The sequence below is a fragment of the Aquisalimonas sp. APHAB1-3 genome (assembly GCF_048323695.1).
In the GTDB taxonomy this organism is placed as follows: Bacteria; Pseudomonadota; Gammaproteobacteria; order Nitrococcales; family Aquisalimonadaceae; genus Aquisalimonas.
Window position 1 is genome coordinate 132797 of the sequence record NZ_JBLWFT010000003.1, and the last position, 26805, is coordinate 159601.

Annotated in this window: 25 protein-coding genes; 10 read left to right on the forward strand and 15 right to left on the reverse strand. The window is 68.1% G+C overall.

The genetic code is table 11. The annotated features are described in order from the left end of the window. Positions 1–28 precede the first annotated feature (28 nt). Positions 29–1204 carry an isocitrate/isopropylmalate dehydrogenase family protein gene (locus tag ACNSTU_RS07565; RefSeq protein WP_290637066.1) on the reverse strand — a complete coding sequence of 392 codons (1176 nt, stop codon included), beginning with the start codon at positions 1202–1204 and terminating at the stop codon, positions 29–31. A 113-nt stretch (positions 1205–1317) separates the two neighbouring features. On the opposite strand from ACNSTU_RS07565, the gene ACNSTU_RS07570 reads away from it, so the two are divergent. Then, positions 1318–2370, forward strand: coding sequence for a saccharopine dehydrogenase family protein (locus tag ACNSTU_RS07570; RefSeq protein WP_290630719.1), 1053 nt, complete (start codon positions 1318–1320; stop codon positions 2368–2370). 102 nt (positions 2371–2472) lie between these two features. Further along, positions 2473–3024 carry a putative Fe-S cluster assembly protein SufT gene (gene sufT / locus ACNSTU_RS07575; RefSeq protein ID WP_290630717.1) on the forward strand — a complete coding sequence of 184 codons (552 nt, stop codon included), beginning with the start codon at positions 2473–2475 and terminating at the stop codon, positions 3022–3024. Between the two features lie 21 nt (positions 3025–3045). On the opposite strand, the gene ACNSTU_RS07580 is transcribed toward sufT, so the two are convergent. Then, positions 3046–3630, reverse strand: a complete 585-nt coding sequence (locus ACNSTU_RS07580; RefSeq protein WP_290630715.1) for a GNAT family N-acetyltransferase — start codon at positions 3628–3630, stop codon at positions 3046–3048. Positions 3631–3830: 200 nt separating this feature from the next. On the opposite strand from ACNSTU_RS07580, the gene ACNSTU_RS07585 reads away from it, so the two are divergent. The 3 genes from ACNSTU_RS07585 to ACNSTU_RS07595 all read left to right on the forward strand — a co-directional run bounded on the left by ACNSTU_RS07585 (position 3831) and on the right by ACNSTU_RS07595 (position 7283). After that, complete coding sequence (locus ACNSTU_RS07585) at positions 3831–4829, forward strand: NAD(P)H-quinone oxidoreductase (RefSeq protein ID WP_290630713.1); 999 nt, start codon at positions 3831–3833, stop codon at positions 4827–4829. A 67-nt stretch (positions 4830–4896) separates the two neighbouring features. Beyond that, positions 4897–6474 (forward strand): glutamate--cysteine ligase, encoded by a 1578-nt coding sequence (gshA, locus tag ACNSTU_RS07590; RefSeq protein WP_290630711.1) that lies wholly within the window; start codon positions 4897–4899, stop codon positions 6472–6474. A 221-nt stretch (positions 6475–6695) separates the two neighbouring features. Then, entirely contained in the window at positions 6696–7283 is a 588-nt protein-coding gene (locus ACNSTU_RS07595; RefSeq protein ID WP_290630709.1) for a TetR/AcrR family transcriptional regulator, read from the forward strand. Here ACNSTU_RS07595 and ACNSTU_RS07600 read toward each other — a convergent pair. From ACNSTU_RS07600 to ACNSTU_RS07645, 10 genes are all read right to left on the reverse strand, one after another. After that, positions 7280–8455, reverse strand: coding sequence for a lipocalin-like domain-containing protein (locus tag ACNSTU_RS07600; protein ID WP_290630707.1), 1176 nt, complete (start codon positions 8453–8455; stop codon positions 7280–7282). The two genes, ACNSTU_RS07595 and ACNSTU_RS07600, sit on opposite strands and share 4 nt — an antisense overlap. A gap of 3 nt (positions 8456–8458) precedes the next feature. Next, positions 8459–10993 (reverse strand): FtsX-like permease family protein, encoded by a 2535-nt coding sequence (locus ACNSTU_RS07605; RefSeq protein ID WP_290630705.1) that lies wholly within the window; start codon positions 10991–10993, stop codon positions 8459–8461. After that, positions 10993–11652 (reverse strand): ABC transporter ATP-binding protein, encoded by a 660-nt coding sequence (locus ACNSTU_RS07610; RefSeq protein ID WP_290630703.1) that lies wholly within the window; start codon positions 11650–11652, stop codon positions 10993–10995. Before ACNSTU_RS07610 ends, ACNSTU_RS07605 begins: the two co-directional genes overlap by 1 nt. Continuing rightward, entirely contained in the window at positions 11652–11840 is a 189-nt protein-coding gene (locus tag ACNSTU_RS07615) for a hypothetical protein (protein WP_290630701.1), read from the reverse strand. The genes ACNSTU_RS07610 and ACNSTU_RS07615 overlap by 1 nt, the downstream gene beginning before the upstream one ends. A gap of 68 nt (positions 11841–11908) precedes the next feature. Continuing rightward, positions 11909–12289 (reverse strand): hypothetical protein, encoded by a 381-nt coding sequence (locus ACNSTU_RS07620; protein ID WP_290630699.1) that lies wholly within the window; start codon positions 12287–12289, stop codon positions 11909–11911. Then, on the reverse strand, positions 12286–12687 hold the full coding sequence (locus tag ACNSTU_RS07625) for a MaoC/PaaZ C-terminal domain-containing protein (RefSeq protein ID WP_290630697.1): 402 nt from the start codon (positions 12685–12687) through the stop codon (positions 12286–12288). The genes ACNSTU_RS07620 and ACNSTU_RS07625 overlap by 4 nt, the downstream gene beginning before the upstream one ends. After that, a complete protein-coding gene (locus ACNSTU_RS07630) occupies positions 12674–14194 on the reverse strand; it encodes an AMP-binding protein (RefSeq protein ID WP_290630695.1) in 1521 nt (506 codons plus the stop codon). Before ACNSTU_RS07630 ends, ACNSTU_RS07625 begins: the two co-directional genes overlap by 14 nt. Before the next feature lie 47 nt (positions 14195–14241). Next, positions 14242–15006 carry an enoyl-CoA hydratase/isomerase family protein gene (locus tag ACNSTU_RS07635; RefSeq protein ID WP_290630693.1) on the reverse strand — a complete coding sequence of 255 codons (765 nt, stop codon included), beginning with the start codon at positions 15004–15006 and terminating at the stop codon, positions 14242–14244. Then, positions 15003–15635 carry a TetR/AcrR family transcriptional regulator gene (locus tag ACNSTU_RS07640; RefSeq protein ID WP_290630691.1) on the reverse strand — a complete coding sequence of 211 codons (633 nt, stop codon included), beginning with the start codon at positions 15633–15635 and terminating at the stop codon, positions 15003–15005. Before ACNSTU_RS07640 ends, ACNSTU_RS07635 begins: the two co-directional genes overlap by 4 nt. A gap of 75 nt (positions 15636–15710) precedes the next feature. After that, positions 15711–16739 carry a metal-dependent hydrolase gene (locus tag ACNSTU_RS07645; protein ID WP_290630689.1) on the reverse strand — a complete coding sequence of 343 codons (1029 nt, stop codon included), beginning with the start codon at positions 16737–16739 and terminating at the stop codon, positions 15711–15713. Between the two features lie 240 nt (positions 16740–16979). Here ACNSTU_RS07645 and ACNSTU_RS07650 point away from each other — a divergent pair, with 240 nt between their 5' ends. Continuing rightward, positions 16980–18290, forward strand: coding sequence for a hypothetical protein (locus ACNSTU_RS07650; RefSeq protein WP_290630687.1), 1311 nt, complete (start codon positions 16980–16982; stop codon positions 18288–18290). Here ACNSTU_RS07650 and ACNSTU_RS07655 read toward each other — a convergent pair whose 3' ends face one another. The 3 genes from ACNSTU_RS07655 to ACNSTU_RS07665 all read right to left on the reverse strand — a co-directional run bounded on the left by ACNSTU_RS07655 (position 18291) and on the right by ACNSTU_RS07665 (position 20000). After that, positions 18291–18641, reverse strand: a complete 351-nt coding sequence (locus ACNSTU_RS07655; protein ID WP_290630685.1) for a hypothetical protein — start codon at positions 18639–18641, stop codon at positions 18291–18293. A gap of 73 nt (positions 18642–18714) precedes the next feature. Then, positions 18715–19239, reverse strand: coding sequence for a macro domain-containing protein (locus tag ACNSTU_RS07660; RefSeq protein WP_290630683.1), 525 nt, complete (start codon positions 19237–19239; stop codon positions 18715–18717). A 77-nt stretch (positions 19240–19316) separates the two neighbouring features. Next, positions 19317–20000, reverse strand: coding sequence for a zinc metallopeptidase (locus ACNSTU_RS07665; RefSeq protein ID WP_290630681.1), 684 nt, complete (start codon positions 19998–20000; stop codon positions 19317–19319). Positions 20001–20189: 189 nt separating this feature from the next. Between ACNSTU_RS07665 and ACNSTU_RS07670 the strand changes: the two genes are divergently transcribed. The 4 genes from ACNSTU_RS07670 to ACNSTU_RS07685 all read left to right on the forward strand — a co-directional run bounded on the left by ACNSTU_RS07670 (position 20190) and on the right by ACNSTU_RS07685 (position 26718). Continuing rightward, on the forward strand, positions 20190–20654 hold the full coding sequence (locus ACNSTU_RS07670; RefSeq protein ID WP_290630679.1) for a ProQ/FinO family protein: 465 nt from the start codon (positions 20190–20192) through the stop codon (positions 20652–20654). A gap of 144 nt (positions 20655–20798) precedes the next feature. Continuing rightward, a complete protein-coding gene (locus ACNSTU_RS07675) occupies positions 20799–21986 on the forward strand; it encodes an efflux RND transporter periplasmic adaptor subunit (RefSeq protein WP_290630678.1) in 1188 nt (395 codons plus the stop codon). Then, complete coding sequence (locus tag ACNSTU_RS07680) at positions 21983–25051, forward strand: efflux RND transporter permease subunit (protein WP_290630676.1); 3069 nt, start codon at positions 21983–21985, stop codon at positions 25049–25051. The genes ACNSTU_RS07675 and ACNSTU_RS07680 overlap by 4 nt, the downstream gene beginning before the upstream one ends. Continuing rightward, a complete protein-coding gene (locus ACNSTU_RS07685) occupies positions 25048–26718 on the forward strand; it encodes a TolC family protein (protein ID WP_290630674.1) in 1671 nt (556 codons plus the stop codon). The genes ACNSTU_RS07680 and ACNSTU_RS07685 overlap by 4 nt, the downstream gene beginning before the upstream one ends. Positions 26719–26805 lie beyond the last annotated feature (87 nt).

The window sequence follows — 26805 nt, forward strand, 5'->3', positions numbered from 1 at the left end:
CAGACCGCCGTGTGCGGCGCGCTGACGATTACGACAGTGCAGCCAGCACGGCATCGCCAATGGCGGTTGTCTCGCGCTGTATGGTGCCGTGCACCCGGAGGTCGGCCTCCACCGCCTCCCGGAGCCGCTTTGCGGCGCGCGCCGCGCGGCTGTCCTCTTCGCCCATCCAGGCGAGCATCATGGCCGCCGTGAGCAGCATGGCCTGCGGCCCCGCCAGGTTCCTGCCGGCAATATCCGGCGCACTGCCATGGGTCGGCTCGAACATGGGCGGCTGCCGGCGGTCGGCAGGGTTGAGGTTGCATGACGGCGCCACGCCCATGCCGCCGCTCAGCACCGCGGCCAGGTCGGTGAGAATGTCGCCCTGCAGGTTGCTCGCCACCACCACGTCGAAGTTCCACGGGCTCATGACGAACTTCATGCAGGCCGCATCCACCAGTTCGTGGTGAGTCGCAATGGCCGGATACTCCGCCGCCACCTGCTCGAACACCTCGGTATACATCTCGCCCCAGTAGCGCAGGGCGTTGCGTTTGGTGATCAGGCAGACCTGCGCCCGGGCGATGCCACCACCCGGCAGCGGGAACTGGCGGTTGCGCCGGGCCCCCGCCTCGCGCTCCGCAGCGCGGGCAACGGCGCGCTCGAAGGCGTGGCGGAAGATCCGTTCGGCGCCGGCGCGCGTGAACACTTCCATTTGCGTGGCTACTTCCCGCGGGGTGCCGGGTGCCAGGCGTCCGCCCTGCCCCACGTACTCGCCTTCGCTGTTCTCGCGGATCACCATCATGTCGAGATCCCGGGCCCGCTCATCGGCGAGGTACTGCGGCGCCCCCTCCAGCAGCATCGCCGGACGCTCGCACGCCCACTGATCGAAGCCCTTGCGGATATCCAGCAACGGGCCCAGGGAGACGGCGTCGGGCAGCAGGTAGCGATCCGGGTCGCTGGTGGGGCCGGGATCGCCCAGCGCGCCCAGGAGAATGGCGTCGTACTGCCCCAGGGTCGCTTTCCAGTCCTCGGGCATGGTGCGGCCGTGCTCGCGATGCCACTGGTGCGACGGCCAGGGGAATTCGGCCAGCTCCATGGAGGGGCCGCCCTGCTCCGCCAGGGCCCGGAGGGCGCGCAACGTCACGGCCATGACTTCGGGCCCGATACCATCGCCCGGCAGCACGGCGATCTTCCACTGCTTCCGGCGACCGCCATCACGGTTCCACATCGCGCTTCTTCCCCCTGGTGACCGGCGGCTGTGACCGCCTGCATGGAAATCGACTCTTCGATTCATTACGGTCACCGACCACTTTCCAAAATGCAACAACGAAGGAGCGGTTCATGGGCAGGACCTGGGTGCTCTACGGGGCCACCGGTTACACCGGACGGCTGATTGCCGCGGCGGCGCGGGACGCGGGGCTCACGCCGATACTCGCCGGGCGTAACGCGGCGGCGCTGGAATCAATGGCCGACGAACTCGGACTGGACTGGCGGGCGTTCACGCTGGACGACCCGGCGGCGCTCGACGAGGGGCTTCGCGACATCGACCTGGTGCTGCTGGCCGCCGGCCCCTTCTCGGCCACCAGTGCACCCATGCTGGACGCCTGCCTGCGCAACGGCGCGCACTACCTGGACATTACCGGCGAGGTGGATGTCTTCGAACACGCCCACGGGCGCGATGCCGACGCCCGCGAGGCGGGCATCGTCGTCTGCCCCGGCGTCGGTTTCGATGTCATCCCGACGGACTGCATTGCCGCCACCCTCAAGGCGGCGCTGCCGGGAGCCACCCACCTGCGGCTCGGCTTCGACTCCCGCTCCGGCCCAAGCCCGGGCACCGCCCGCACCGCCATGGAAGGGCTTGCCGGCGGCGGACGTGCGCGCATCGACGGTGTCATCCGTCAGGTGCCGCTGGGCTGGAAGACCCTCAACATCGACTTCGGCGACGGGCCGAAAACCGCGGTCACCATTCCCTGGGGCGACATCGCCACCGCCTACTACACCACCGGCATCCCCAATATCGAGACCTATATCCCCATGGCGCCCCGCACGGCACGCCGCCTGGCACGGGCAAACTGGATCCGGCCACTGCTCGGCACCCGACCGGTGCAGCGCTTCCTGCGGAAGCGTGCCGGACGGATTCAGGGGCCGGATGCGGAGCGCCGGGCGAAGACGCCCACCTATGTCTGGGGCGAGGTGGTGGACGAGCGGGGTGACATCCGCACGGCGCGGGTGCGCACCGCAAACGGCTACGACGTCACCACCCACGGAGCGCTGGCGGTGGTGCGGCATCTGCTGGATACGGAGGTGGCGCCCGGCGCGACGACACCGTCCCGGCTCATGGGTCCTGATTTCGTGACGCAGCTGCCGGGAAGCACCAGTATCGATCTGGACTGACCCGTCGGGACACGGTGGCACACGGACTGGTATAATCCGGACCCGCTGAGTACGGATTCGGAACGCCAACTAGCACCACTGCCGGCCGCCGGAGGATTACGCATGTACAGCCCCAACGGTGAACCCGTTATCTTCAATCGCGACTGTGACGCGGTGGTCATCCCGGCCGGGGAGTCGGGCACCATCCCGGAAGGTGTCGAGGGCGTGATCACCCAGGCGCTGGGCGGCAGCTACACCGTGTACATCCAGGGCAACCTGTTCCGCATCGCGGGTGTGGACGCCGACGCCATCGGCAAGGAGCCCACGCCGCTGCCGGAGCTGCCGGAAAACGCGTCCGACAAGGACGTGGAGGATCTGGTCTGGGATCAGATGCACACCTGCTTCGACCCGGAGATCCCCATCGACATCGTGGAACTGGGCCTGGTGTACTACTGCAATATCGAGCGGCTGGACGAGGACCGCCGCAAGGTGGACATCCAGATGACGCTGACCGCGCCGGGCTGCGGCATGGGCGACATCATCGCCAGCGACGTCAAGCACAAGGTGGAGCTCGTCCCCACCGTGGAAGTCTGCAATGTGGAGCTGGTCTTCGACCCACCCTGGTCGGCGGACATGATGACCGATGCTGCCAAGCTGCAGACGGGGATGCTCTGACGGCACCCCCGGAGGGTTCCGTCAATCGCCCGGCAGGGGCAGCCTCGGGGCATTGCGGAACAGCGCCATGCCCTCTTCCATCATCTCTTCCATGACCGACATGTACGACGGCCCCAGCAGTTCCATTCGACCGGCGGTCTCGCCGTACTCTGCGGACAGCGTCATGTCGAATTTGCGGGCGATGCGGTGCATGCGGCGGTTGCCCGGCTCGGAGACGATGTAGACACGCGCCACGGCGCGGTTGCGGGCATGCATCACCAGCCGCCGGAACAGCGCAGTACCCAGGCCGCGGTTCTGCCAGCCCGACTCCACACTGAATGCCAGCTCCGCCCGCCGTGGGCCGTCGTTGCCCAGCATAGCGAACTCGCCCACGGCGCGCAGTTCACCGTCCACAAAGGCCCCGAACAGGGTTAGCGAGAACGGGTCCACACGCTCGCAATAGCCGCGGATGAATTCGTCGCTCACCACACCTGCGAAGCGGTCGCGCCGGTCTTCCGGCCCCAGCCGCAGAAGGTGTTCGCACCACTCTTTGCGTTCACTCGCCCACAGACGCCGGACAACCGGCTCGGAGCCCCAGAATCCCAACATGTTCGCGGGTGTATCCATGTCTGCCTCAGCTAGACTAGTCTGTCCATTGATGCGGTGCATCATACCGCGCACACGGACACCGCGGCAAGTGAACCGGGTCACGTTTCCGACAGCCATTGACGCCACCCCCGATCCTCCCGAGACTGACCCACTCACTGGCGCGCCACAGACCGCTGATGATACTTGCGAGAAGGTCACAGAAACCGGAGGAGACCACCATGAAGGCCTGGACCATTACCAAGCCCGGCAATCCCGACGTTCTGGAGTTGCGTGAGACCCATGCCCCGGAGATGGGCCCCACGGATGTCCGCATTGCCGTCCAGGCCATCGGCCTCAACCGCGCCGACATCCTCCAGCGGCAGGGCCTCTACCCCGCCCCGCCCGGCGCCAACCCCGACGTGCCCGGCCTCGAGTACGCAGGGGTTGTCACCGAGGTGGGCAGCAATGTCCAGGGCCGCCAGCCCGGCGACCGCGTCATGGGGCTGGTGGGCGGCGGCGCCTATGCCGAACAGGTGGTGGTGAACGAGCGCGAGACCATCGCCGTGCCCGCATCCCTCAGCATCACGGACGCCGCCGCCGTGCCCGAGGCGTTTCTCACCGCGTACCGCGCCATCTTCCTGGAGGGCGGACTGCAGCCGGGCGGCTGGTGCTTGATCCGCGCCGCCACATCGGGCATCGGCATCGCCGCCATGCAGCTCACCCGCGCCCTCGGTGCGCGCTCCCTGGGCACCAGCCGGTCCATGGAACGGCTCAACAGCGTACGGCACTGGGGGCTGGACGCCGTGCACGCGGAGCAGGACGGCCCGCTGGCGGACGCCGTACGCCAGCATACCGGCACGGGAGTCGACGTCATCCTCGATCTGGTCGGCGGCAGCGGCTACCTGAAGGAGAACATGGATTGCCTTCGCCCGGAGGGCACCCAAGTGGTGGTGGGCATCATGGCCGGCCGAGACGACACCATCGACATGGGTACCCTGCTCTTCAAGCGCCTCACCCTGCGCGCCATGACCATGCGCTCGCTGCCCCTGGAGCGGCGCATCGGCCTGGCGCAGCTGTTCACGGAGCGCCTGGCGCCGTTCTTCGCCGAGGGGCGCCTCAAGCCCGTGGTGGACACCGTGAAACCGTTCGACCAGGCCCGTGAAGCCCACGAGTTGATGGAATCCGGAACCCATACCGGCAAGATCGTGCTTGCCAACGAAGGCGATACCGGCGGCTGAGCATTCCAATTCCTGCACAGTCCATGCACAATCCCGGTTCGCGCACCAGCTGGGGGCATCGCGACCAATGGTCCGAAACGCAGAGAAACGGCTAGCCAGTCTTCTGAACACCCATCAGCGCGGGCTACTGCGCGGGAGTCTGAAAGGGCTGGAGAAAGAGAGCCTGCGCGTGGACCGGGACGGCCATATCGCCCAGACGCCCCACCCCCGGGCGCTGGGTTCGAATCTCACGCACCCGTGGATCACCACCGATTATTCGGAGGCGCTGCTGGAGTTCATCACGCCGCCGGAGAACGAAATCTCCACGGCGCTGGCGTTTCTCGAGGACATCCACACGTTCACCTACCAGAACATCGGTGACGAGCTCCTGTGGGCCACGAGCATGCCCTGCATCGTCGGTGGCGACGCCGCCATCCCCATCGCCTGGTACGGCGAGTCCAACGTGGGCATGATGAAGCACGTCTACCGACGCGGGCTGGACTGGCGCTACGGCCGCGCTATGCAGGCGATCTCCGGCATCCATTTCAACTACTCGTTCAGCACCGCGTTCTGGGAGGTGCTCAAGGAGCACGAGGATGACACGCGCGACCTGCAAACGTTCGTTTCCGACGCCTATTTCCGGCTGATCCGCAACTTCCAGCGTTTCGGCTGGCTGATCCCGTTCCTGTTCGGTGCATCGCCGGCGGTGTGCAAGTCGTTCACCGGCGGCGACAACCCGGGGTTCCGGGAATTCGACGCCTACACCTTCTACGAGCCTTACGGTACCTCGCTGCGCATGAGTGACGTGGGCTACAAGAACAAGGCACAGGCGGGACTGAACATCTCCTATAACGACCTGGACGCCTACGTGGGCAGCCTGGAGCGCGCCATCAGCACCGAAGACCCCGAGTGGGCGAAGATCGGCACGCGGGTGGGCGGCGAATGGCGGCAGCTCAACACCAACGTGCTGCAGATCGAGAACGAATACTACAGCTTCGTGCGCCCCAAGGCCGTGGCGCGCTCCGGCGAGAAACCTACCCGGGCGCTGCGCCGCGCGGGTGTGGAGTACGTGGAGATCCGCGCCCTGGACCTGGACCCCTTCGCCCCGGTGGGCGTGGTGGCCAGCCAGCTGCACTTCCTGGAAGCGCTGCTGGTCTACTGCCTGCTGGAAGACAGCCCACCGATCTCGGCCCGCGAGCAGGGCCGCATCAACCACAACCAGGGCCTGGTGGCCCGCCAGGGCCGCGACCCGGAGCTGATGCTGGACGATGGCCAGGGCGGAATCCGCCTGCAGGAGTGGGCCGACACCATCTGCCGCGACCTGGCCTGCATCGCCGAACTGCTGGACCAGACGCGCACGGAGACTCCCTACGGCGACGCCGTGGCGCTCTACCATGCCAGCGTCCGGGACGCCGACCGCACACCCTCGGCGCGGGTCCTCAACAGCATGCGCAGCAACGGCGAGAACTTCATCGAGTTCGCCATGCGGCAGTCACGCCTGCACGAACAGGCCTTCAAGAACCATCCCCTGGACGCCGGCACCCGCGCACGTTTCGAGACGGCAAGCCGCGACTCCCTGGCCGAACAGGCGGCGGTGGAACAGGCCGACACCCTCAGCTTCGAGCAGTATCTGGAACGCTACTTCAGCCAATCCGCCGTCTCCTGACCTCCCTCCCATAACTCTGTTACGCGATCAAAAACCCTTAATGATCGCTTGATTACCCGTTGTGCCAACCAGATCACAGTCTGTCGGCCGATGGACTGGCATACCTGTAACTTCTGACAGGCCTGATACTATAGACGTTGCCCGACCGCTTCGCGGGCAACCCGATCTGAAGCGATGCCAAGATGACAACAGCCACGCCGTTGCCGGTTACGCACGATGGAATGAAGAGCACCCAGAAACAGACTCGGGACACTGTCCGCGATGCAGCCTTTCGGCTGTTCGGCCGGCACGGCTACGACGGCGTCTCCATCGACACCATTGCCCGGGCCGTTGGCCTCAGCAAGGGTGCCCTTTACTGGCATTTCGACGGCAAGGAAGCGCTGTTCAGAGAGTGCCTGGAGGTACTGGAGTCTCTGTTCGAGGAACACATCATCGCGCCGATGCAGACGACAGCGGCCCCGCGGGATCAGCTCTACTCCTTCTTTCAGGGCGTCGCGGCCCTGGCCGAGGACGAGCGCATCACCGACGGCATCGCCGGCTACTGGCAAGAGCCCTACAACAGCGCGGTCAACCGTGTGTTTCGCGAGCAGCTCGGACGCCAGGAAGACCGACTCCGGCAGCTGCTCCAGCAGTGTCTTGCCGCGCTGGCACGGGAGCGCGGCGAGCGGTCCGTGGCCGATCTGGAAACCCGTAGCGAGACCCTGATGACACTCATGGAGGCGGTGCTGCTGCCCCTGCGCCGGCGCAGCCCCGCCACCCGGCGGGCGATCATCGAAGAGCTACGCGAGACCGTGCTCAAGGCGTACTAGTAGCCCGTGAGCTCGGCATAGCCGACGCCGTCCGGGCCCTCCTCGGCGGTGATCCGGATGGCACCCTCCCAGTAGCGGAAGGCGCCGCGCAACTCCTGCCCGTCCATGACCGCCTCGAGCCTGAGATCCAGCCCCTCATTCGGCACCTGCATGCGCCAGGCCACCGGATACCGGGTACCGCCCCCACTCTCCCAGTGCCGCTGCGCCTCCAGTTCTACCTCGTCCAACGACAACACGCGGGCATCGCCATCGGGCTCCACCAGCAGCCCCTTGCTCAGCGGGTCGATGGAACCGTCATTCCGGCGCAGGTGGTAGAACATGATGTCCCGGTCGTCTTCCATCTGAATGGAGAACCAGTCCCAGCCGGCCTGGTCCTCGCTCAGGGTGCTGGTGCCCCACTCCCGGTCCATCCACGCCTGGCCGGTGACCCCGTGGGTGGTGTCGCCCACCATCAGCTCCCCGGACGCCGCCAGACGGGTATAGGAGTAGTAACGGGAGGCGTTGCCCGGCTCCGGACCCTTGCGGCTGTAGCCGTCCTCGCCCTGCAGCACCAGCGGTTTGCGCGGCTTCAGGGTGATGTCCAGACCCAGGTCGTCATCGGGAAAATCCAGCCGCAACGGCATCATGTCTTCGCCGTCTCCGGTCATCTCCCAGTCCTCGATCCAGATGCGGAACGGGTCGGCGACACCGCCCGCCAGCCCTGCCGCACCGCGCACGAACCGCTCCCGGTGGTGAAACGCGCCGCTCTCGGTATCGGTAATGGCCAGATGGCCCATCCAGAGCTGATTGGTGGCCAGCGCTGCCTCCCGCTCCGGCGGATCGGCGGCAACATTGAAGCGGAACAGGGTCACCTGGAAGCCGAAGTGGCGGTCGTCGGCGTCACGCACATTGCCGGTGACATACCACCACTCATGGCGGTAGTCGGGATGGGGGCCGTGGTCCTCCGGGAACGACAGGGGCTCCGGCCCGGTGACGCGCGCGAACCCGGCCGCATCCTCTTCGCCGGACAGCGCCCCGGTCACGTCGAAACCATCGTCATCCGGGGCCTCGGTGTCGTCCCCGCCGGACCACATCCGCAGCAGGAGCAGCACCACCAGTACCGCGGCGACGGTGATGCCAAGTTGCCAGCGCATGCGGCGCCCGATGGGCCGGTGTTCCGGGTCCGTTGCCATGGATCAGTCCTCTTTCATCGCCAGGGCCGGCGTGGTGCGGGCCATGCGCCAGGCCGGATAGAGCCCGGCCACCAGCGCCGCCACCAGAGCCAGCCCGAGGGCCTGTAACAGTATCCAGGGGTCGACGGCCAGGTCCATGGACCAGCCGAAGGAGCGCTGATTGATCACAAGGATCAGCGCCGCCGCCAGACCCAGCCCCAGCGGCATGGCGAACAGGCCGCTGAGCACGCCCACCAGGGCGTTCTGCGCAGTGACCAGACCGCCGAGCTCGCGCGGCGTGACACCAACCGCGCGGAGGACGGCATACTCCCGGGCCCGCTCCAGCGACAGCGCCAGCAGCGCGCTCAACACGCCGGTGACCGCCACGAGAACCGCCAGCATCCGCAACACCTGAGTTATCGTGAACGTCTGATCGAAGATCTCCAGGGACAGCGTACGGATCTCCCGGTTGGACTGGAACTGCAACAGCTGCTCGCCCTCTGCTGCCGCAGACTGCAGCCGCTCCCGCAACCCCTCCGTGGAAACACCGTCACCGGCATAAACGCCGAGGCTGTCCACGGCCGGATCATCCCAGTGGTTGTCGTATGTCTGGCGCCCCATGATAACCGCCCCCTCGGAGGTGCCGTAATCGTAGAGCACGGCGGCCACCGGGAAGGGGCGCTCGCCGCGGGCGGTGCTGAGGGTGACGGTGTCGCCGACGGCAATGCCGTGGTGCCAGGCGTACGGCTCAGTGACGAAAACGGCGCCGGCGTCACGGTACGCTCGCCATGCCCTGTCGGGATCACCGGCCCGGAACCGGAAGCCCTCCTCGGCGGGCGTCGGAATATCGAACACCCGCAGTCGGGCATCGTGGTCACCGGCACCCACGCGCACGAAGCGCGACCGGGTGACGAAGTCGACACCCTCCACGCCTTCGAGGCGCTGACGCTGGTCCGGCTCCATGGCACCGCCGCCCGGCACCGAGACATAGACGTCCGCGTGCAGTGTGGCATCCAGCCAGTCCGCGAAGGTGGTGCGGAAGCTGTCCACCATGACACCGACGCCGATCACAGCGGACACCGCTACCGTAAGCGCGGCTGCCGCCACGCCCGTGCGCGAGAGGCTTGCGCCCACGCCGCGTGCGGTCATGCGCCCGAGATACCCGGCCGTGGCCCCCAGCACCGGTGCCAGCAGGCGCACGCTCAGGGACAGCAGCGGCGGCACCAGCAGGGCCATGCCCAGAATGAGCGCGAACAGCCCGGCAAAGGCCGGCGTCAGCCGCTCCCCGGTGGCCGCCAGCAGCACCACGCCGAGCGCCCCCAGCACCACCCCGGCAACAGTCAGCAGCGGCAGCCAGCGGCGGCGGCGATGCTCGAGAAACGAACGGCTCAGCGCCGCCCGGGGCGGGATGGCGGTCGCTTCCCGCGCCGGGGCGAGCGCCGCGACAATGGTCATGCCGATGCCGAGCGCGGCCCCGCGCAACAACGATGCGGGATCGACGCTGAGTTCCCGGATGGCCAGCGCGAAGTAGAGGTCGTCGATGGTGCGGGTCACCAGATCCACCAGGACGGTGGCGAGGGCAAGCCCCAGCAGCAACCCGGCGGTCGTGCCGACACCCCCTATGACCGCGGCCTCCAGCAGAATCACCCGGAAGACTTCACCGCGGGTGGTGCCGGTGGCGCGAAGCATGCCCAGCAGCTGCCGGCGCTGGACCACCGAGAAGGTCATGGTGTTGTAGATCAGGAATGCACCCACCACCAGGGCCAGCAGGCTGAACGCCTGCAGGTTGAGCTGAAAGGCATCGGTCATCTGCGCCAGGGAGGCGGCGCGCTGATCGGCTTCCACCAGCCGCGCGCCATCCGGCAGCAGCTCGGACAGCACCGCCAGACGGCGCTCGTCCAGCACGAAATCCACCCGGTCCAGGCGCCCCTCACGGCTCAGCAGTTCCTGGGCCGCCGCAACATCCATGATCAGGACATCGCGCAGGCCGGTGGCATCCAGCTCGCGCTGCGGCGTCATCCCCTCCAGCACGCGCAGGGTGTGATCGCGCCCGCGGTGGCGGACGGTGAGCGGGTCCCCCGGCTCCAGCCCCAGGCGGGCGAGGTCCGACGCCAGCATCACCGCGCCGTCCGGGTAGGCCAGCAGCTCCCCCACCGGCACGCGGCCGGTGATGGCGCCGATGGCGGGGCGCATGCCCGCCTCGGCGAAGACATCCACGCCGAGCACCCGCAGGCTGTGGTCGTCCCGCTCCGGCAGACGCACGAACCCTTCCACCACCGGCGCCGAAGGCCGCAGCCCGTGCTCGCGCCGCAGCCCCACGTACCAGTCCTCGGGGATGCCTTCCGGGCCGGCCACCACTTGATGGGTGGACTGGCCGGTGAGTGCCTCGGTAGACAGGGTGAATGCCCGCGAGGCGCTCTGGTTGGCCAGATCCACGGCCACCACCACGGCAACGCCGATGGCCACGCCCAGCAGCGCCAACCCGAGCTGCCAGGGGTGGCGCCAGAGGTAGCGCAGGCTCGCGCGGAGCAGCAGGGAGCGCGGCAACAGCAACGCCATCAGCCAGCGCCGCCCCCGAGTCTGAGCACACGGTCCATGCGGCGGGCCACGGCCATGCTGTGGGTCACGAGCACCACGGTAACCCGCCCCTGGCCGGTGAGTTCGTCCAGCAGTGCCAGGACCTCTTCGGCGGTGTCTTCGTCGAGGGTGCCGGTAGGCTCGTCGGCCAGCAGCACATCCGGCTGATGCACCAGCGCCCGGGCAATGGCGATGCGCTGCTGTTCACCGCCGGAGAGGGCATCGGGGAACGCCCCTTCACGATCCCCCAGCCCGACACGCTCAAGGAGGCCCCGCGCCCGCTGGCGGCCGGCCGCATCAACACCGCCGGTCATCTCCAGCGGCATGAGCAGGTTCTCAATGACGGTCAGGGTGGGAATGAGATTGAAGAACTGGAACACGAAGCCGATCCGGTGGCGGCGCAGCAGGGTGCGCTCGCGCTCGTTCATGGCGGTGAGCTCGGCATCACCGATGTGCACCCGGCCGGCATCGGGCACGTCCATGCCACCGAGCAGGTTCAGCAGGGTCGACTTGCCGACACCACTGCGCCCGACCACCGCAAGCCGCTCGCCGGTGGCGACCGTCTCGGAGAAGCGGTCCAGCACGACCCGCGACCGACCGCCCTCGGTGAACGCCCGGGAGACCTGATCCAGGACGATCATCAGCGCCGCTCGGTCCGTTCCCGGCCGCAGCGCGAACAGCGCAGCACGGTCACCAGGCGCCCTTCACGCACATCGAAGCGGGACTCGGTCACCACTTCCCAGCGGTGGCGCCCCGCACGACAGAGGGTGTCACCTTCGCGTTTGCGCTGCCGGCGCTGACGCCGCTGCAATGGAATCACATCGGCCATGGTGGGGCTCCATCACCTTGCTGGAAGCCCCATTGTGCCTGAGCCGGCGTCGCTTGGGGGAGCGCCGGTCACCGCTTGAACAGCACCAGTGCATCGCCCCGGCACACCACACGACCATCGGCGCCGGTGCACTCGGTGTCCAGGTTCACCAGCGCCTTGTCCGGGCGCAGCCGGGTGATGGCAACCCGGGCCGTGATGGCCTCCCCCACCCGCGCCGGACTGACCACTTCCAGGTGCTGCTTCAGGTAGTTGGTCCCGTGCCCCGGGAGGGTCTCGCCCAGCAGACAGGAGAACAGGCCCGCCAGCAGGGGCTCCGGAACGCCGTCTGCCGGCTCCGGGGCACGCGCCAGCGCCGCCCATTGCCGGACATCCTCGGCGGAGTAGGTACGCACCAGAGAGGCGGTGTCACCCACGGCGAGCCGGTGGAACGCGTCGAGTGCGGCGCTCATGACTGCTCCTCCCCGCCGAACCCGACCAGGCACTGACCATCGAGCCCGCGGCGCCCGTCCGCCTTCTCCACCCGCGTGGCGACGCGCCAGCAACAGCCATCCTCCTGCCATAGGGGCTCCAGGGCGATGATCACGGGTTCATCGGCATAGGTCGGGGCCGGGAACATGAGATCCTGTTGCAGCAGCCGCGCGCCAGGCCAGCTACGTGCGACCAGGCCATGCACCGCACTGAACAGCAGCATGCCGTGCGCCACGGTGGCCCCGAACGCGGTCTCGGCGGAGAAGGCCGGGTCCACGTGGATGGGGTTGCGATCGCCGGAGATGTCGCCGAAGCGCTTGAAGTCGACCTGGGTGAAGACCCGCTCTTCATGAACGGACTGCAGTTCAGCGGCGTGCATCGTCGCGCAACTCCTGTTTCCGAACCTTGCCCAGGGCATTGCGCGGCAGCGCATCGCGGATGGTGAACACCTTTGGCACCTTGTAGCCGGCGAGCCGCTCGCGGCACCAGTCGCGCAGGGCGTCGGCATCGGCTGCGCCGCCGTCGCCGAGGCAGACGTACGCGCAGCCCACTTCGCCCCAGCGCTCATCCGGCATGCCCACGACGGCCACGTCGGCCACGGCGTCGTGCTGCAGCAGCACCTGCTCCACCTCCGCGGGGTAGACGTTCTCGCCGCCGGAGATGAACATGTCTTTCCAGCGATCGACGATGAAGTAGTAGCCGTCCGAGTCACAGCGGGCCACGTCGCCGCTGTGCAGCCAGCCGTCGGCCTCGATGGTCTCCGCGGTGGCGTCCGGGCGCTGCCAGTAACCCGGTGTGACGCCCGGCCCGCGGATCAGCAGCTCGCCCGGCTCGCCGGGCGGCACGTCATTGCCGTCACGGTCGACGATACGGGTCTCCGCCAGCAGCTGGGGCCGCCCGACGGAGCCGGTCTTGTCGAGCACGCGCTCCTCGTCCAGCAGGAACACGGTAGGGCCAGTCTCGGTCATGCCGAAGCCGGTGCGCACGTAGATGCCGTGGGCGACGTAGCGTTCGGCCACCGACAGCGCCAGCGGTGCGCCGCCACAGCCCCAGGAGCGCACGTGCCCGAGCCGTTCACCGCTGAAACCGGACTGCTCGATGAGCATCTGGTAGACGGCCGGGACACCGAAGAAGACGGTGGCCCGCCGCTCCAGCACGTCCAGGGCCTGCTCCGGCTCGAAACTGCGCTGCACCAGCACGGCCCCGCCCACCAGGAAGACGGCGCTGGAATACAGGTTGATCCCGGCGGTGTGGAACATGGGCAGGACGTTGAGCAGCACATCGTCCTGCCGCAGTTCCACGGGAATGCCGATGTTCCAGTAATTCGCCATCATCATGCGGAAGGTCTGGATCACGCCTTTCGGCCGTCCGGTGGTGCCGGAGGTATACAGCAGATACCAGGGCGTATCCGGGGACCGGGGCGCATGGGGCCCGGGATCGGGCGTCACCGCCGCCACGTCGTCTTCGTACACCCGCGCGCCGGTGACACCCCCCTCCATGCCCACGCTGACCAGCGCCGGGCGGCTGCCGGCAAGGGATGCGGCGGCGTCGGCGAACTCGGCACCATGGATGAGCGCGGCGGGCGTGGCGTCGTCCAGCAGACCGTCCAGCTCGGGCACGGCAAGCCGCCAGTTCAACGGCACGAGAATGACGCCCGCCTTGGCGCAGCCGAACAGCAGAGCAAAGAACTCGGCGCGGTTGTGCCCCAGGTAGGCGAGGCGGTCGCCGGCATCGAGCCCCCAGGTTCCGGTCGCCGCTGCGGCAACGCGGGCGGCCCGTTCGTTGAGCTGGGCGTAGGTGTAACGGGTACCGTCGGTCAGATCTTCCACCGCCAGCGCCTCGGGTGTCACCCGGGCCCGGTGCGCGAGCAGGTCGAACATGTCCATGGCCTTGCCCTCCGCGTTGCTGAATTCCCCCGGGGTGTCTTTGTCCCTCACCCCTTGCCAAGAAAGGCAGCCATCCCCTGTTCCGCCTCGTCACTGCCGATCTGTTCGAGGAAATTGATCAGTTCGGCCTCCAGCCGGCGCTCGACGGCGGCCAGATCGGGTCGCGTCAGTGCCAGAGTCCGGCGCACGCTCCCCGGCCAGCGGCTCTCCAGTTCGTCTGCCAGCGTCAGGGCGGTATCCACAACGCCCTCGTGGGGGGCCAGCCGCTGGACCAGCCCCAGCGCCGCCGCCGTGTCGGCGTCCAGCGCGCCGTTGCAGAGCTGCAGCTCCAGCGCCCGGGCGCGTCCGATCCGCTCAGGCAGCAGCGCTGTCCAGCCGCCATCGGGGCTGAAGCCCACATGGGTGTACCAGGGCGAGAAGCTCGCACGCGGCCCGGCGACCACCAGGTCGCTGGCGAGCACCAGTCCCAGGGAGCCGCCGGTGACCATGCCGTGCACCGCGGCGATGGTGGGCACCGGCAGACGCAGAAGCTGGAGGATGACGCCGTTCAGCGCGCCCACCACGCGCCGGGCGTACTCCACCCGTTGCGCCCGGGGAACGGTGTAGAACCCGGCCACGTCACCGCCCGTGGAGAACGACTTGCCGTTGGCCGCGATCACGATTGCCCGGGGCGCATGCGCCGGTGCCTGCGCCAACGCCTCGGAGAGTGCCTCCAGCAGTTCCGGCACCAGGGCGTTGTGGCGCTCGGGCCTGTTCAGGGTCAACCGGACCACGCCTTCGGCGTGGGTCGTGATTACCAGGGGATCGTTCATCCCTTGTTCTCCTCGTTCTCCTCGCCGGTTACCAGGCCGTGCTGGAGCAGATCGCGCACCGTATCCACGACACGGTCCAGAGGCACATCCCGCTCCCAGAGCCCGTAGCGCAGCCCGAGGAAATGGGCCATGCCCATCAATGCCCAGACACGGATGCGGTTATCCCCGGGGCGGACCTCGCCCCCGGCTTCGGCCACATCCAGCAGGCGCAGGTAGCTATCGCCGAAGGCTTCGTAGTACTCGCGGTAGATGGACTCGTCCACGAACTGCGCTTCCTGCAGCACCCGGTACATCCAGGGGTGGCCGGCCACGTAGGCCAGGAAGGCCCGCAGACCCCGCGCCTCGGCATCGAGACGATCCCGGGCGTCGGAGACCTCCGCCGCCAGATGCGCACGCAGATCGCGCCCCATGTTCCGCACCAGTTCCCGCAGCACCTCTTCCTTGTTGCGGAAGTAGGAGTAGAACGTGCCCTGGGCCACCCCCGCCGCCAGCGTGATGTCACTGATGCCGGCCCTGTGGTAGCCGCGGGAGCCAAACGCCTCTTCGGCTGCCCGCAGCAGGCGGGAACGGGTCTGTGCACCACGGCGGGTGCGGGGGACGGAATCGCGTGGCAGGGACGGGTCCGACATGGCAGTTCCGAAACATGACTCAATTGTCATTAATTTATTAACAACAGACCCGCAGGTCAAGACTGCAGGGGCGAATCAGTCTCGCCCCTGCAGGCGCTCCCACAGGGCCCTGGCGGTGGCGCGATCCCGGTCGCCCTCCACTTCCAGGCTCAGGGTTTCGATGTCCACCGGGCCGTCGGGGCCCTCCGGGGCGATGATGCGGTAGGTGAACACGTGCGGCCGATCGTCCCCGATCCACTCGAAGGCCTGCCCGTAGCGCAGGTCCCGGAACAGAAGTTCCCCGTCGTGTTCCGCCATCTGGTAGTAGCCCTCGGAGACCTGCAGCAGATCCTGAACCACCGGCGCGTCACGATAGGGCGCCAGCAGCTCCGCGCGCCGTTCAAAGTGAATGAATGTCTCCGGCGGACCGTCATCCAGACGCGAGTGGAAACCGACCCAGTAGCCGTCGTCGACCTCGGCGATCCCGCGCCAGAGCACGTTGTTGAACACCGTCGGCTTGACGAACAGGCGCTCGTGTTCGATGCCGGCCCGCTCAAGACCCGTCTCGAACACGGTGGTCACCCACCACTTGTGGGCGAGCGTGAACACCAGGTATGCACTGGACAACGCCACGCCCACCCAGGCGAGCACACTCCGCCAGCGGGAGTGCTCGCGGAAGAACACCAACGCCGGCACGGCGAGCAGCAACGGCAGAGTGTAGAGCGGATCGATCACCGAGATGCTGGCGAGCGCCACCGCATGGTCGCTGAACGGCAGGAACAGTTGAATGCCGTAGGACGTGAAGGCGTCGATGACCAGGTGGCTCAGCAACACCAGCCAGACCATCAGCGACCACCCCTGCCAGCCCACGCCGCGGCTCCGATGGATACGCGCCAGCAGCCAGCCGAGCAACGGCGCCAGCAGGGTCACGAACAGCAGGGAATGGGTAATGCCGCGGTGGAAAGTGAGTGCCGCGGCGTCTCCCATCAGCTCACCGATAGGGACATCCACATCCGGCACCAGCGCAACGGCCGCGCCCCAGGCCACCGCCACGTTGCCTGCACGACGCCCCAGAGCGAGCTGGCCAATGGCGCCACCAATCAACAGGTGGGAGACGGTATCCATTCAGCCTCCAGCCGCCACGACAATCGCCGCAGGTAACCTGAACACGTTGCCCGGCGCCCGAAGCGCCCCCGCCAGCCCACCCCCCTTCAGGAGCGCGGCCCGGTCGTATGCGTTCGCATCCAGTGTCGCGGTATCCAGCAGCATCGACATCCCCTCCATCGATCGGTGTCGACGCTATTGTCCATGAGGCCCACGACCCTTGCTACCGGCGGTATAATCGCCGCGGCAACAGGAGCCCCCATGTCCGTTCCACATCCCGAACCATTCCGCCGCCGCCGTCTGGCAGGCTGGCTGCTGGCCTGTACCGCCGTGTTCACGGTGGTCACTGCCATGACGGCGGCGGAATGGCGCATGGCTGCCGGCATCACTGCCTGGATCGCATGCCTGCTGGTGCTGCCGGACATAGCCCGGCGCTCGCGCTGGCAGAGCGGCGCGCTGATGGCGCTCGGCGCGGGCGGCATGCTCTGGGGGCTGTTCCAGGGGGAGGCCATCCAGTGGCAGCGCGCCGTGGCCGCAAATACCGGCCTGATCTCGCTGCTGATCGGCGTCAGCTTTCTGCAGCTGGTGGCAATGCCCCGTCGCGCCGCCACCACGGCCCTGCCCACGGGCCCCGATGCCTACCGCAACACGCAGATCGGGGTGCAGCTCTTCGGCTCGGTGATCAATCTGTCCACCGTCTTCATCGTGGGTGACCGCCTGACCCGGGATCAGAGCATGGACCGCCGGCTCACCATTCTGCTCACTCGCAGCTTCTCCGTTGCAGCGTTCTGGTCGCCCTTCTTCGCGTCCATGGCCGCCGCACTGGCGTTCGCGCCGGACGCCAGCATCGGCCACCTGATCGCGACCGGGCTGCCGCTGGCCACGGCGGCGCTGCTGGGCACCTATCTCCTGGAAGGGCGCAAGGTGGATCACCGGTTCCAGGGTTACCCCATCCGTTACGACAGCCTGGCACTGCCCGGTCTACTGGCGGTCACCGTTCTGGTGGTTCACGCCTTTTACCCGGAGGTCTCGGTCATCGCCCTGATTACGCTGCTGGGCCCCATGATCACCATGGCGGCCCTGATTCCCCGAGGGCGGTCAGGACGGCGGGCGCTGAAACAACAGGTGGAAGAAAACCTCCCGAGCATGGGCAACGAACTGTCACTGTTCCTGGCAGCGGGCGTGCTTGCGGCGGGACTGGGCAGTGTACTGGCAACGACGCAGGGGTGGCTGCCCTTCCAGGCATTCGGCGCAGTGGAGGCATGGCTGACGCTGGTCGCCATGATCGGACTGGCCATGGTCGGCGTCCACCCGGTGATCAGTGTGGCGACGTTCGGCACCATGCTGGAGCCGCTCAATCCGGACCACAGCCTGCTGGCCGCCACCTTTCTCGCGGGATGGGCGCTCGGCGTGTGCGTCAGCCCGCTCTCCGGGCTCACCCTCGCGTTCCAGGGGCGCTACGGCGTCGACGGCACCCGCATCACCCGCTGGAACCTCGGCTACACGGCGTGGATGCTGGGCCTTTGCGCCGTGTCGCTCACGCTGCTCGCCATGTGGACGGGAGCGAACTGATCAGGCGGCGATACTCATGAAGAACGGCGCGTAGGCAATGACGAGCACCAGCGCCACGAGCAGTTCGGAGCGAATGATGACCCGCAGGCGGGCGATCTCATCGGGGGTGCTGTCGCTCATCCAGACGCGGGACATGAGGGCATCCAGCAGCAGGCCGACCAGGAACAGCGGGGCCAGGGTGGGCATCACCACCGTCTCCACGAACCCCATGCCTTCGTAGACAGTGCGAACATCGCCGCCGGGCGCCATAATCATGACGAAGACCGAACCGATCAGTAGCGCCACGCGCAGCACTCCCAGTTGCCGGAAGTAGCCGCCGACGACGGTGCCGAATGCCTGTACGTAAGCCATTTGCAGACCTTCCACTGCTGCGGAGAAACGACGCGGGATTATACCAGCCCGGCCACCCCGGGGCACCGCCGTTTCATCCCGCTCTCAGCACGTCATCGAATGCGTGCTGATCCACCTCCGAGAAGAAGACGAACCGGATCAGCCGCGGCGGCTCGCTGAGGGTCTCCAGCATATCCTCAACGGCCTGCACCGCGACGACCGCAGCCTCGCGGAACGGATAACCGAACGCGCCGGTGGACAGCGCCGGAAATCCAACGGACTGGATATCATATTGCGCGGTCAGTTTCAGGGCATTCCGATAGCAGTCCGCCAGCAGCGTGTCCGCCGGTTCGTCGATTCCGAAACGGGGCCCAAGACAGTGGATGATCCAGCGATTGGGCATGCCGAAGGCCGGCGTCACCACCGCCTGCCCGGGCGAAATGGGCGCCAGCGGTCGACATGCGTCCATGAGCTCCGCCCCCGCCGCACGGTGAATCGCCCCGGCCACTCCGCCACCGGGCATCAACTGGGCGTTGGCGGCATTCACCACGGCATCCAGATCATCCTGCCGGGTAATGTCGCCGGTAACGGTCTCGATTCGCGTTGTGTCATCGACCATGGCCGGCACCCTCTCGTGACCGCACTTGCGCGTGCTCAGAATAACAACCCGCTGTCACGCTGTCGTGGGCAAGATGCTCACGGGCGCAGCAGCCGCAGCCATAGCCAGACGTTCAGCATGCTCATGGCGGCCGCGGCCACGTAAGTCAGCGCGGCCGCCTGCAGAATCCGGCGTGCGTGGGGGCGATCCTCGGGATGTAGATACCCTGCCTCCAGCAACGGCATGGCCCGGCGGAAGCTGGCGTCGAATTCCGTGGGCAGCGTCACCAGATGAACCAGCACGCCCATGGCAAGACCCGCCACCCCGAGGGCCGCAGCTGGCAGCAGCAGTGCGGGCGACCGGCTTACCGCCAGGATCAGCGGCAACCCGAGGAGTAACCCGGCCCCAAGGCGCTGCCCGGCAGTGGCCCAGCGCACCATGTGTGTACGCCAGTGCAGCGGCCGGTAACCGATGGCATCCTGGACGGCGTGACCAACCTCGTGCGCCGCCACGGTCACCGCGGTCAGCGACCGCCCCGCGTAGTTCTCCTCGCTCAGCCTGATACGCCGCTGCAGCGGATCGTAATGGTCGCCCCGGGTCGTCTGCTCCACCTGTACCTGGGGCAGCTCCAGGCGCTGCAGCAGGTCGCGGGCCAGCTCCGCACCGGTCATGCGGTAGCGGGAATCAGGCGTGCGATAACGCTGCATCACCCGGCGCACCCACAGTCCGGGCATACCCGCGGCAACAACAATGATGGCGCCGAGCACCAGCAGAGGGATCATCAGGGACTCATCCGGACGCTATGGACACTCACTCAAGGGCCGATGACGCGCTCCAGCGCCCGACTTGCACGCTGGCAATACGCCTGAGAAGGTTAGTAGCATACCCGCCAGCAGCAGTGTACGTCAGTGGACGGGCGCATCAGGATCGCGCCGTGCTGGCAGGGCAGCCCCGGGCAACAGGACACACGCATGGCGACCAGTGAAACCCAGAAACGGCAGCGGGCCGAGCGCACGCGCGCCTTCCTCGACCACCTCATCGAACAGTACCCCGACTGCTTCACCAGAGACCGGGAGCAGATTCGCCCCCTGGCCATCGGCATTCAGAAGTCGCTGCGCGAGGCTCTGGCCCACAACCCCGAGACACAGGACACCCCGGGCTGGCTGGTGCGCCAGGCCCTGGCTCTGTACACGCGCTCCCCTGCCTACCTGGACGCCACCATTGCACGCCGCAACCGCATTCATCTGGATGGCAGCGATGCGGGCGAAGTCAGCGATGAAGCGGTCAATTACGCCCGCGAGCGGCGGGACGAACAGAAGCAGCGCCGGGCTGCCAAACGCAAACAGCACGCCAGGGCGGCGAAGCCACGCAAGCCGACGGCCGAGGAACGCAAGCAGCAGAAACTTGAGGCGCTGGCACGCAAGTTCAACGCCTGAGCGCCACGCCGATCCGGGGGTGAACACATGGCCGCGAGCGCGGTCAAATCGCGAGCCCGGTGGTCGGCGGGCTTCCGGGGGCCAGCGTCGTACCGGTGACTTCCTTTCTTAAGACGGCGACGATTCCACAGGCATGGGTGGTCAATGAAGCAATTCGGATCGGTGGGCGTCGTGCTTGCTCTCGGTCTCGCACTGGGTGCACTGATCTGGTACACGGGCGGCGACGACTCCCCCGCCAGGACACCGGGCGAAGCCCGCGGCGTGCCCGTCGAGGTGGTGGCGGTCGAACAGCGCGACCTCACCGAACGTGCCCGGTTCAGTGGCTCCCTGATGGCCGCCACCCGCGTCGGCATCGCTCCCCGGATAACGGGGCGGCTGGATTATCTGCACGTGGACCTCGGCGACGTGGTGGAATCGGGGGAGATTCTCGCCGAGCTGGACGACGAGGAATTCCGCCAGGAACTGGCCCAGGTGCGCGCCGAGTTGCTGGTCGCCCGGGCCAGCACCAACGAGGCGGAGGCTGCGCTTGCGGCGGCGGAGCGACGCCTGCGCCGGACCCGCGAGCTGCGTGAGCAGCGCGTCGCCTCCGAGTCGGAACTGGAAGCGGCGGAGACCGAACTGCAAGCGGAACGCGCCCGCCTGGAACTGGCCCAGGCCCAGGTCAGCCAGCGCGAGGCCGCGGTGCGGGCCGCGGAGATCCGCCTGGGCTACTCGCGCATCCGCGCCGACCGGGTCGGCGACGGCGCCACGCGGCTGGTCGCCGAGCGGCTCGCCGACCCCGGCACCATTGTCCAGGCCAACGAACCGATTCTCACACTGGTGGATCTCGATCCCCTGCGCGGCGTCGTGTTCGCCACGGAGCGCGAGTATGCGCGACTGCAGCGGGGGCAGACGGTTCTGCTGCGCAGCGACGCCCACCCCGATGAGACGTTCGAGGGCCGAGTGGCGCGCATCGCCCCGGTATTCGGCGAGGATTCCCGGCAGGCGCGGGTGGAGATCGAGATCCCGAACCCCGACCACCGCCTGCGCCCGGGCATGTTCGTGGATGCCCGGGTCATCACCGGTTCACGGGAGCAGGCGACCACCGTACCGGCCGGCGCGCTGCTGGAGCGCGACGGCACCCGGGGAGTGTTCCGCCTGGAACGGGACGACGACCGCTACCGCGCCCGGTTCGTGCCGGTCACCACGGGGGTGCGTGACGGTCAGTGGGTGGAGGTGCAGGACCCGGACCTGGATGGCCGCGTGGTCACCCTGGGTCGGCATCTGCTGACCGACGGCACGCCGGTACAGGTCGCTGAAGAGCCCGCGGCGACGGCGGAGCACACTCCGTGAACCTGGCCGGTTTCACCGTCCGGCGCCCGGTACTCACGCTCATGGTCACGCTGATCAGTGTGACCATCGGCGTGATGGCCCTGAGCCGGCTGCCCATCGACCTGCTGCCGGATATCACCTACCCCACCATCACGGTCACCACCGAGTACCCCAATGCCGGGCCCGAGGAGGTCGAGCAGCTCATCACCCGCCCGGTGGAAGAAGCCGTCGGTGCCGTGGAAGGGGTCGAAGAGATCAGCTCCACCTCCACCGAGGGCAGCAGCAATGTGCGTATCGCCTTCGGCTGGGGCACGAATCTGGAAGAGGCCTCCAACGACATCCGCGACCGCCTGGAGCGCATCATCAACGCCCTGCCCGATGATGCCGACCGGCCGCGGGTGCGCAAGTTCGACGCCGCCGACACGCCGATTCTCCTGATCGGTGTCGCCGCGCCACTCGACCCCATCGAGCTGCGGCAACTGGTGGACGACCGGATCCGGCCGCGACTGGAGCGCCAGAGCGGCGTGGCCGCGGTGGACGTCTGGGGCGGACTGGAGCGGGAGATCCGGGTGGACGTGCAGCCGGAGCGGATGCAGGCCCTGGGGCTGGACCTGCAGGACGTGCGCGACGCCATCCGCGACGCCAACGTGATCGTCCCGGGCGGCGACATCATGGACGGGCTGTTCGAGATCCGCATCCGGACACCGGGGGAATTTCGCAGCCTGGACGACATCACGGCGACGGTAATCGACGTGCGCAACGGCGCCCCGGTGACCATCGGTCAGGTGGCCGACGTGCAGGACACCCACCAGCGGGTGACGCGCATCATCCGCATCAACGACGATCCCGGCCTGCGGCTGGCCGTGCGCAAGCAGTCGGACGCCAACACCGTGGAGGTGGCGCGCAACGTCAACGCCGAAATCGAGCGTCTGGGACGGGACTACCCGCAGCTCCAGATCGTGCCGGCAGTGGACAACGCCGTGTTCATCCAGCGCTCCATCGACAACGTCAGCCGCTCCATCCTCTACGGCGGCAGCCTGGCGGTGCTGGTGCTGCTGTTCTTCCTGCGCAACATCCCGTCCACGCTGGTGGCGGCCACCGCCATCCCGGTCTCCGTGATCACGACCTTCGCGCTGATCTACTTCGGCGGCTTCACCCTCAACCTCATGACCCTGGGCGGGCTGGCGCTGGGGGTCGGCCTGATGGTGGACAACGCCATCGTGGTCATCGAGAACATCACACGCCGCCGCCGCGATCTGGGCGAGGCGCAGAGCGCCGCGGCCGTCGCCGGCACGGGTGATGTGGCTGCCGCCATCATCGCCAGCACGCTCACCACGCTGGCCATCTTTCTGCCCATGTTCTTCGCCCAGGAGCTGGCCGGCGTACTGTTCCGGCAGCTGGCCTTCGTGGTGGCGTTCGCCCTGTTCTGCTCCCTGCTGGTGGCCCTGACCCTGGTGCCCATGCTCATGGCCCGCCCGTGGGTGGAACTGGCAACGGCGCCGGGGATCTTCGCGCCCCTGGCCAACGGCTGCGGGCGCCTGATCGCGGGCCTCGAACGCGGCTACCTGCGCACCCTGGAGTGGGTGCTCGGCAACCGCGCCGCAGTGCTGCTGGGCGCCGTCATCCTGTTCGCTGCCGCCATCGCGGTGGTGCCGCGCCTCGGCACGGAGTTCATGCCTGCCACCGACGACGGCGAGGTGCGCGTGAGCTTCGAAATGGAGCCGGGCACCCGCCTGGAGGTGATCGACGAACAGGTCCAGCGGGCCGAGGCGATCATCCATGCGGCCGTACCGGAGATCGAGAACACGGTCGTGAGCGTGGGCTCGTCCACCTTCCGCGCCAGCTCCCCGGCCCGGGCCGACATCACCATGAGCCTCGTCCCCCTGGCGGAGCGCAGCCGCAGCAGTGAAGACATCGCCACTGACCTGCGCCGCCGCCTCACCGACACCGCCGGCGCCACGGTGCGCGTGCGTGCCAGCCAGGGCATGGTGTTCAGGCGCCTGGGCGGAGGCGGCGAGGAGCAGCTGGAGATCGACATCCAGGGGTTCGAGCTGGAGACCCTGGACGCCGTGGCCCGGGAGGTAGCCGACCGCCTGGAGGATGTGGCGGGCATCACCGACATCGCCCTGGCCCGGGAAGACGGCACGCCCCAGGAACTGGTGCGGGTCAACCGCGAACGCGCGGCAGACCTGGGCCTGAGTGTCGGCCGCGTGGCCCGCACCATCGAAACGGCCCTGGGCGGAAGCACCACCGGCCAGTTCCGTGACGGCGGCAGCGAACACCCGATCCGCGTCCAGCTTCAGGACGCCCGGCGCATGAGCACCGACGACCTGCTGGCCCTGAGCATCCCGGGCCCCGACGGCGGCAACATCGCGCTGCGCAACGTCGTCACCCTGGAGCCTTCGGAGGGGCCGATCCAGATCTTCCGCAAGGAACAGCAGCGCCTGAACACCGTCTCCGCCAACGTCTCGGAACGCGACCTAGGGTCGGTGGTGGCGGATGCCCGCGCGGCCCTGGCCGACATGCCCCTGCCGCGCGGCGTGGACATCACCTTCGCGGGCGATTACGAGGAGCAGGAGGCGGCGTTCTCCGAACTAGGCCTGTCCATGCTGCTGGCCATCGCCCTGGTCTACATGGTGCTGGCGAGCCTGTATGAATCGTTCCGGGACCCGCTGATCGTCATGGGCGCCGTCCCCATGGCCGCCATCGGCGTAGTGGGCCTGCTGCTCGCCACCGGCACCACACTGAACACCCAGTCGCTGATCGGCTGTATCATGCTGGTGGGCATCGCCGTGAACAACGCCATCCTGCTGGTGGACCAGAGCGCGCGCCTGCGGACCCACGACGGCTTCGCCGTGGGCGCCGCGGTGCGGGAAGCGGCGCGGCGGCGCCTGCGGCCCATTCTCATGACGTCGCTGACCACCATTCTCGCCCTACTGCCCCTGGCGCTGGGTATCGGTGAAGGCGGCGAAGCCCAGGCGCCCATGGCCCGTGCCGTCATCGGCGGACTGCTGAGTTCCACCGCCATCGCGCTGTTCGTCATTCCCGTGCTCTACACCCTGTTCCATCGGGAGCATCGCCCATGAGGCCATCCACCGCACTGCCGGCCGCCCTGCTCGCTGCAACCGCACTGGCCGTACCCATGCTATCGGCGGATCAACCCGGCGACGCTGCGCGGGCGCTCATCGATGCCCGGCCGGTTGATCCGGGTGTCACGGCCCCGGATGGAACCGTGGACCAGCTGGACCGTGACCCGCCCCGGGAGGCAACCGGCGCCGAGCTGGATCTGTCCCTGCCGCTGGACTGGACGGGCCCCGAGCCGGTGGACGACGTGCCCCTGTCCCTGTCCGTGGAGGACGCCGTCCTCCTGACCCTGGAGAACAACCGCTCGCTGGCCTCGGAGCAGCTCCAGCCCGCCATCGCCGGCACCTTCGAGGCGGTGGAGCGCGCCGTCTTCGACCCGGTGATCTTCGGCGAGATGAGCATCGGCCGCGACCGGGTCGTGCAGCAATTCCAGGAACTGGCCGAGCCCCCTGAGGAACGACGCACGGAGACCGAGCGCATCGAGGGCGGGCTGCGCCAGTCGCTTCCCACCGGCACCGATCTGGAACTGTCCGTGCGTAGTGACCGCGCCGACCGGTCCGGAGTCGAGGAACAGTACGCAAGCCGCCTTGGCATCACCCTCACCCAGGCCCTGCTTCAGGGTGGGCGCATCGACTCCAACCTCGCCAACCTGCGCCAGGCGGAGATCGACACCCTCGCCAGCGTCTACGAGCTGCGCGGCTTTGCCGAAGCCCTGGTGGCCGAGGTGGAGAACGCCTACTGGAGCTACGTGCTCGCCGAGGAGCAGGTGGCGATCTTCGAGGAAGCGCTGGATGTGGCGGAACAGCAGCTGGAGGAGACCCGGCGGCGCATCAGCGTGGGCGACCGGCCGGAAACCGACGAGACCGCGGCCCAGGCGGAAGTGGCCCTGCGCCGCCAGGGGTTGATCGATGTACGCAGCCAGCGGGAGAGCGCGCGCCTGTCCCTGCTGCGCCTCATGAACCCGCCCGGCGCCACCTGGGATACGGCGCTGGAGGCTGAGGACGAACCGGACGTGGTGCCCCTGCCGCTTGGCGAGGTCCGCGAGCACGTCCAGCTCGGCCGCGGCCTGCGCCCGGACCTCAACGAAGCCCGCCTGCAGATCCGGCGCGGCGAGCTGGAGGTAGTGCGCACCCGCGACGGCATGCTGCCGCGGCTGGACTTCTTCGTCACCCTCGGCAAGACCGGTTACGCCGACAGCTTCGGTGACTCCTGGCGCGACGTGGACGGCCCGGGGTACGACTTCCGCGCCGGCATCCAGGTGGAGACGCCGGTGTTCCGTCGGGCGGAGACTGCCCAGCGCGACCGCGCCCTGTTCAACCGCGAACGGGCCGGCGAAGCGGTGGCCAATCTGCGGCAACTGGTGGACCTGGACGTGCGCAATGCCTGGCTGGAGGTGGAGCGCACCCGCGAGCAGGTGGACGCCGTTGCCGTCACCCGGCGCCTGCAGGAGGAAGTCCTGCGCGCCGAGCAGGCCCGCTTCGAGGTGGGCGAGACCACCGCGCTGGTGGTCGCTCAGGCGCAGCGCGACCTGCTGGAGAGCCAGCTGGAGGAAGTGGAAGCCGCCATCTCCTGGCGCCAGGCGGTCACCGAACTGCACCGGCAGAGCGGCACCCTGCTGCTCCGGCGGGGGATCGGCATGCCCGGCGACGAGGAAGTGCTGATCCACTAACGCGCGGCGGCGTACCCGCTCATCCCGCGCATTGACTTCCAGACGCGTGTGCCTGTCATAATAAGTGAGAATTAGACTCAATCTAAA

What these genes read in the sequence shown, in the direction of transcription:
- ACNSTU_RS07565 (WP_290637066.1), bottom strand. Translation starts at nt 1,204, where the DNA reads ATGTGGAACCGTGATGGCGGTCGCCGGAAGCAGTGGAAGATCGCCGTG.
- ACNSTU_RS07570 (WP_290630719.1), top strand. Translation starts at nt 1,318, where the DNA reads ATGGGCAGGACCTGGGTGCTCTACGGGGCCACCGGTTACACCGGACGG.
- sufT (WP_290630717.1), top strand. Translation starts at nt 2,473, where the DNA reads ATGTACAGCCCCAACGGTGAACCCGTTATCTTCAATCGCGACTGTGAC.
- ACNSTU_RS07580 (WP_290630715.1), bottom strand. Translation starts at nt 3,630, where the DNA reads ATGGATACACCCGCGAACATGTTGGGATTCTGGGGCTCCGAGCCGGTT.
- ACNSTU_RS07585 (WP_290630713.1), top strand. Translation starts at nt 3,831, where the DNA reads ATGAAGGCCTGGACCATTACCAAGCCCGGCAATCCCGACGTTCTGGAG.
- gshA (WP_290630711.1), top strand. Translation starts at nt 4,897, where the DNA reads ATGGTCCGAAACGCAGAGAAACGGCTAGCCAGTCTTCTGAACACCCAT.
- ACNSTU_RS07595 (WP_290630709.1), top strand. Translation starts at nt 6,696, where the DNA reads ATGAAGAGCACCCAGAAACAGACTCGGGACACTGTCCGCGATGCAGCC.
- ACNSTU_RS07600 (WP_290630707.1), bottom strand. Translation starts at nt 8,455, where the DNA reads ATGGCAACGGACCCGGAACACCGGCCCATCGGGCGCCGCATGCGCTGG.
- ACNSTU_RS07605 (WP_290630705.1), bottom strand. Translation starts at nt 10,993, where the DNA reads ATGGCGTTGCTGTTGCCGCGCTCCCTGCTGCTCCGCGCGAGCCTGCGC.
- ACNSTU_RS07610 (WP_290630703.1), bottom strand. Translation starts at nt 11,652, where the DNA reads ATGATCGTCCTGGATCAGGTCTCCCGGGCGTTCACCGAGGGCGGTCGG.
- ACNSTU_RS07615 (WP_290630701.1), bottom strand. Translation starts at nt 11,840, where the DNA reads ATGGCCGATGTGATTCCATTGCAGCGGCGTCAGCGCCGGCAGCGCAAA.
- ACNSTU_RS07620 (WP_290630699.1), bottom strand. Translation starts at nt 12,289, where the DNA reads ATGAGCGCCGCACTCGACGCGTTCCACCGGCTCGCCGTGGGTGACACC.
- ACNSTU_RS07625 (WP_290630697.1), bottom strand. Translation starts at nt 12,687, where the DNA reads ATGCACGCCGCTGAACTGCAGTCCGTTCATGAAGAGCGGGTCTTCACC.
- ACNSTU_RS07630 (WP_290630695.1), bottom strand. Translation starts at nt 14,194, where the DNA reads ATGGACATGTTCGACCTGCTCGCGCACCGGGCCCGGGTGACACCCGAG.
- ACNSTU_RS07635 (WP_290630693.1), bottom strand. Translation starts at nt 15,006, where the DNA reads ATGAACGATCCCCTGGTAATCACGACCCACGCCGAAGGCGTGGTCCGG.
- ACNSTU_RS07640 (WP_290630691.1), bottom strand. Translation starts at nt 15,635, where the DNA reads ATGTCGGACCCGTCCCTGCCACGCGATTCCGTCCCCCGCACCCGCCGT.
- ACNSTU_RS07645 (WP_290630689.1), bottom strand. Translation starts at nt 16,739, where the DNA reads ATGGATACCGTCTCCCACCTGTTGATTGGTGGCGCCATTGGCCAGCTC.
- ACNSTU_RS07650 (WP_290630687.1), top strand. Translation starts at nt 16,980, where the DNA reads ATGTCCGTTCCACATCCCGAACCATTCCGCCGCCGCCGTCTGGCAGGC.
- ACNSTU_RS07655 (WP_290630685.1), bottom strand. Translation starts at nt 18,641, where the DNA reads ATGGCTTACGTACAGGCATTCGGCACCGTCGTCGGCGGCTACTTCCGG.
- ACNSTU_RS07660 (WP_290630683.1), bottom strand. Translation starts at nt 19,239, where the DNA reads ATGGTCGATGACACAACGCGAATCGAGACCGTTACCGGCGACATTACC.
- ACNSTU_RS07665 (WP_290630681.1), bottom strand. Translation starts at nt 20,000, where the DNA reads ATGATCCCTCTGCTGGTGCTCGGCGCCATCATTGTTGTTGCCGCGGGT.
- ACNSTU_RS07670 (WP_290630679.1), top strand. Translation starts at nt 20,190, where the DNA reads ATGGCGACCAGTGAAACCCAGAAACGGCAGCGGGCCGAGCGCACGCGC.
- ACNSTU_RS07675 (WP_290630678.1), top strand. Translation starts at nt 20,799, where the DNA reads ATGAAGCAATTCGGATCGGTGGGCGTCGTGCTTGCTCTCGGTCTCGCA.
- ACNSTU_RS07685 (WP_290630674.1), top strand. Translation starts at nt 25,048, where the DNA reads ATGAGGCCATCCACCGCACTGCCGGCCGCCCTGCTCGCTGCAACCGCA.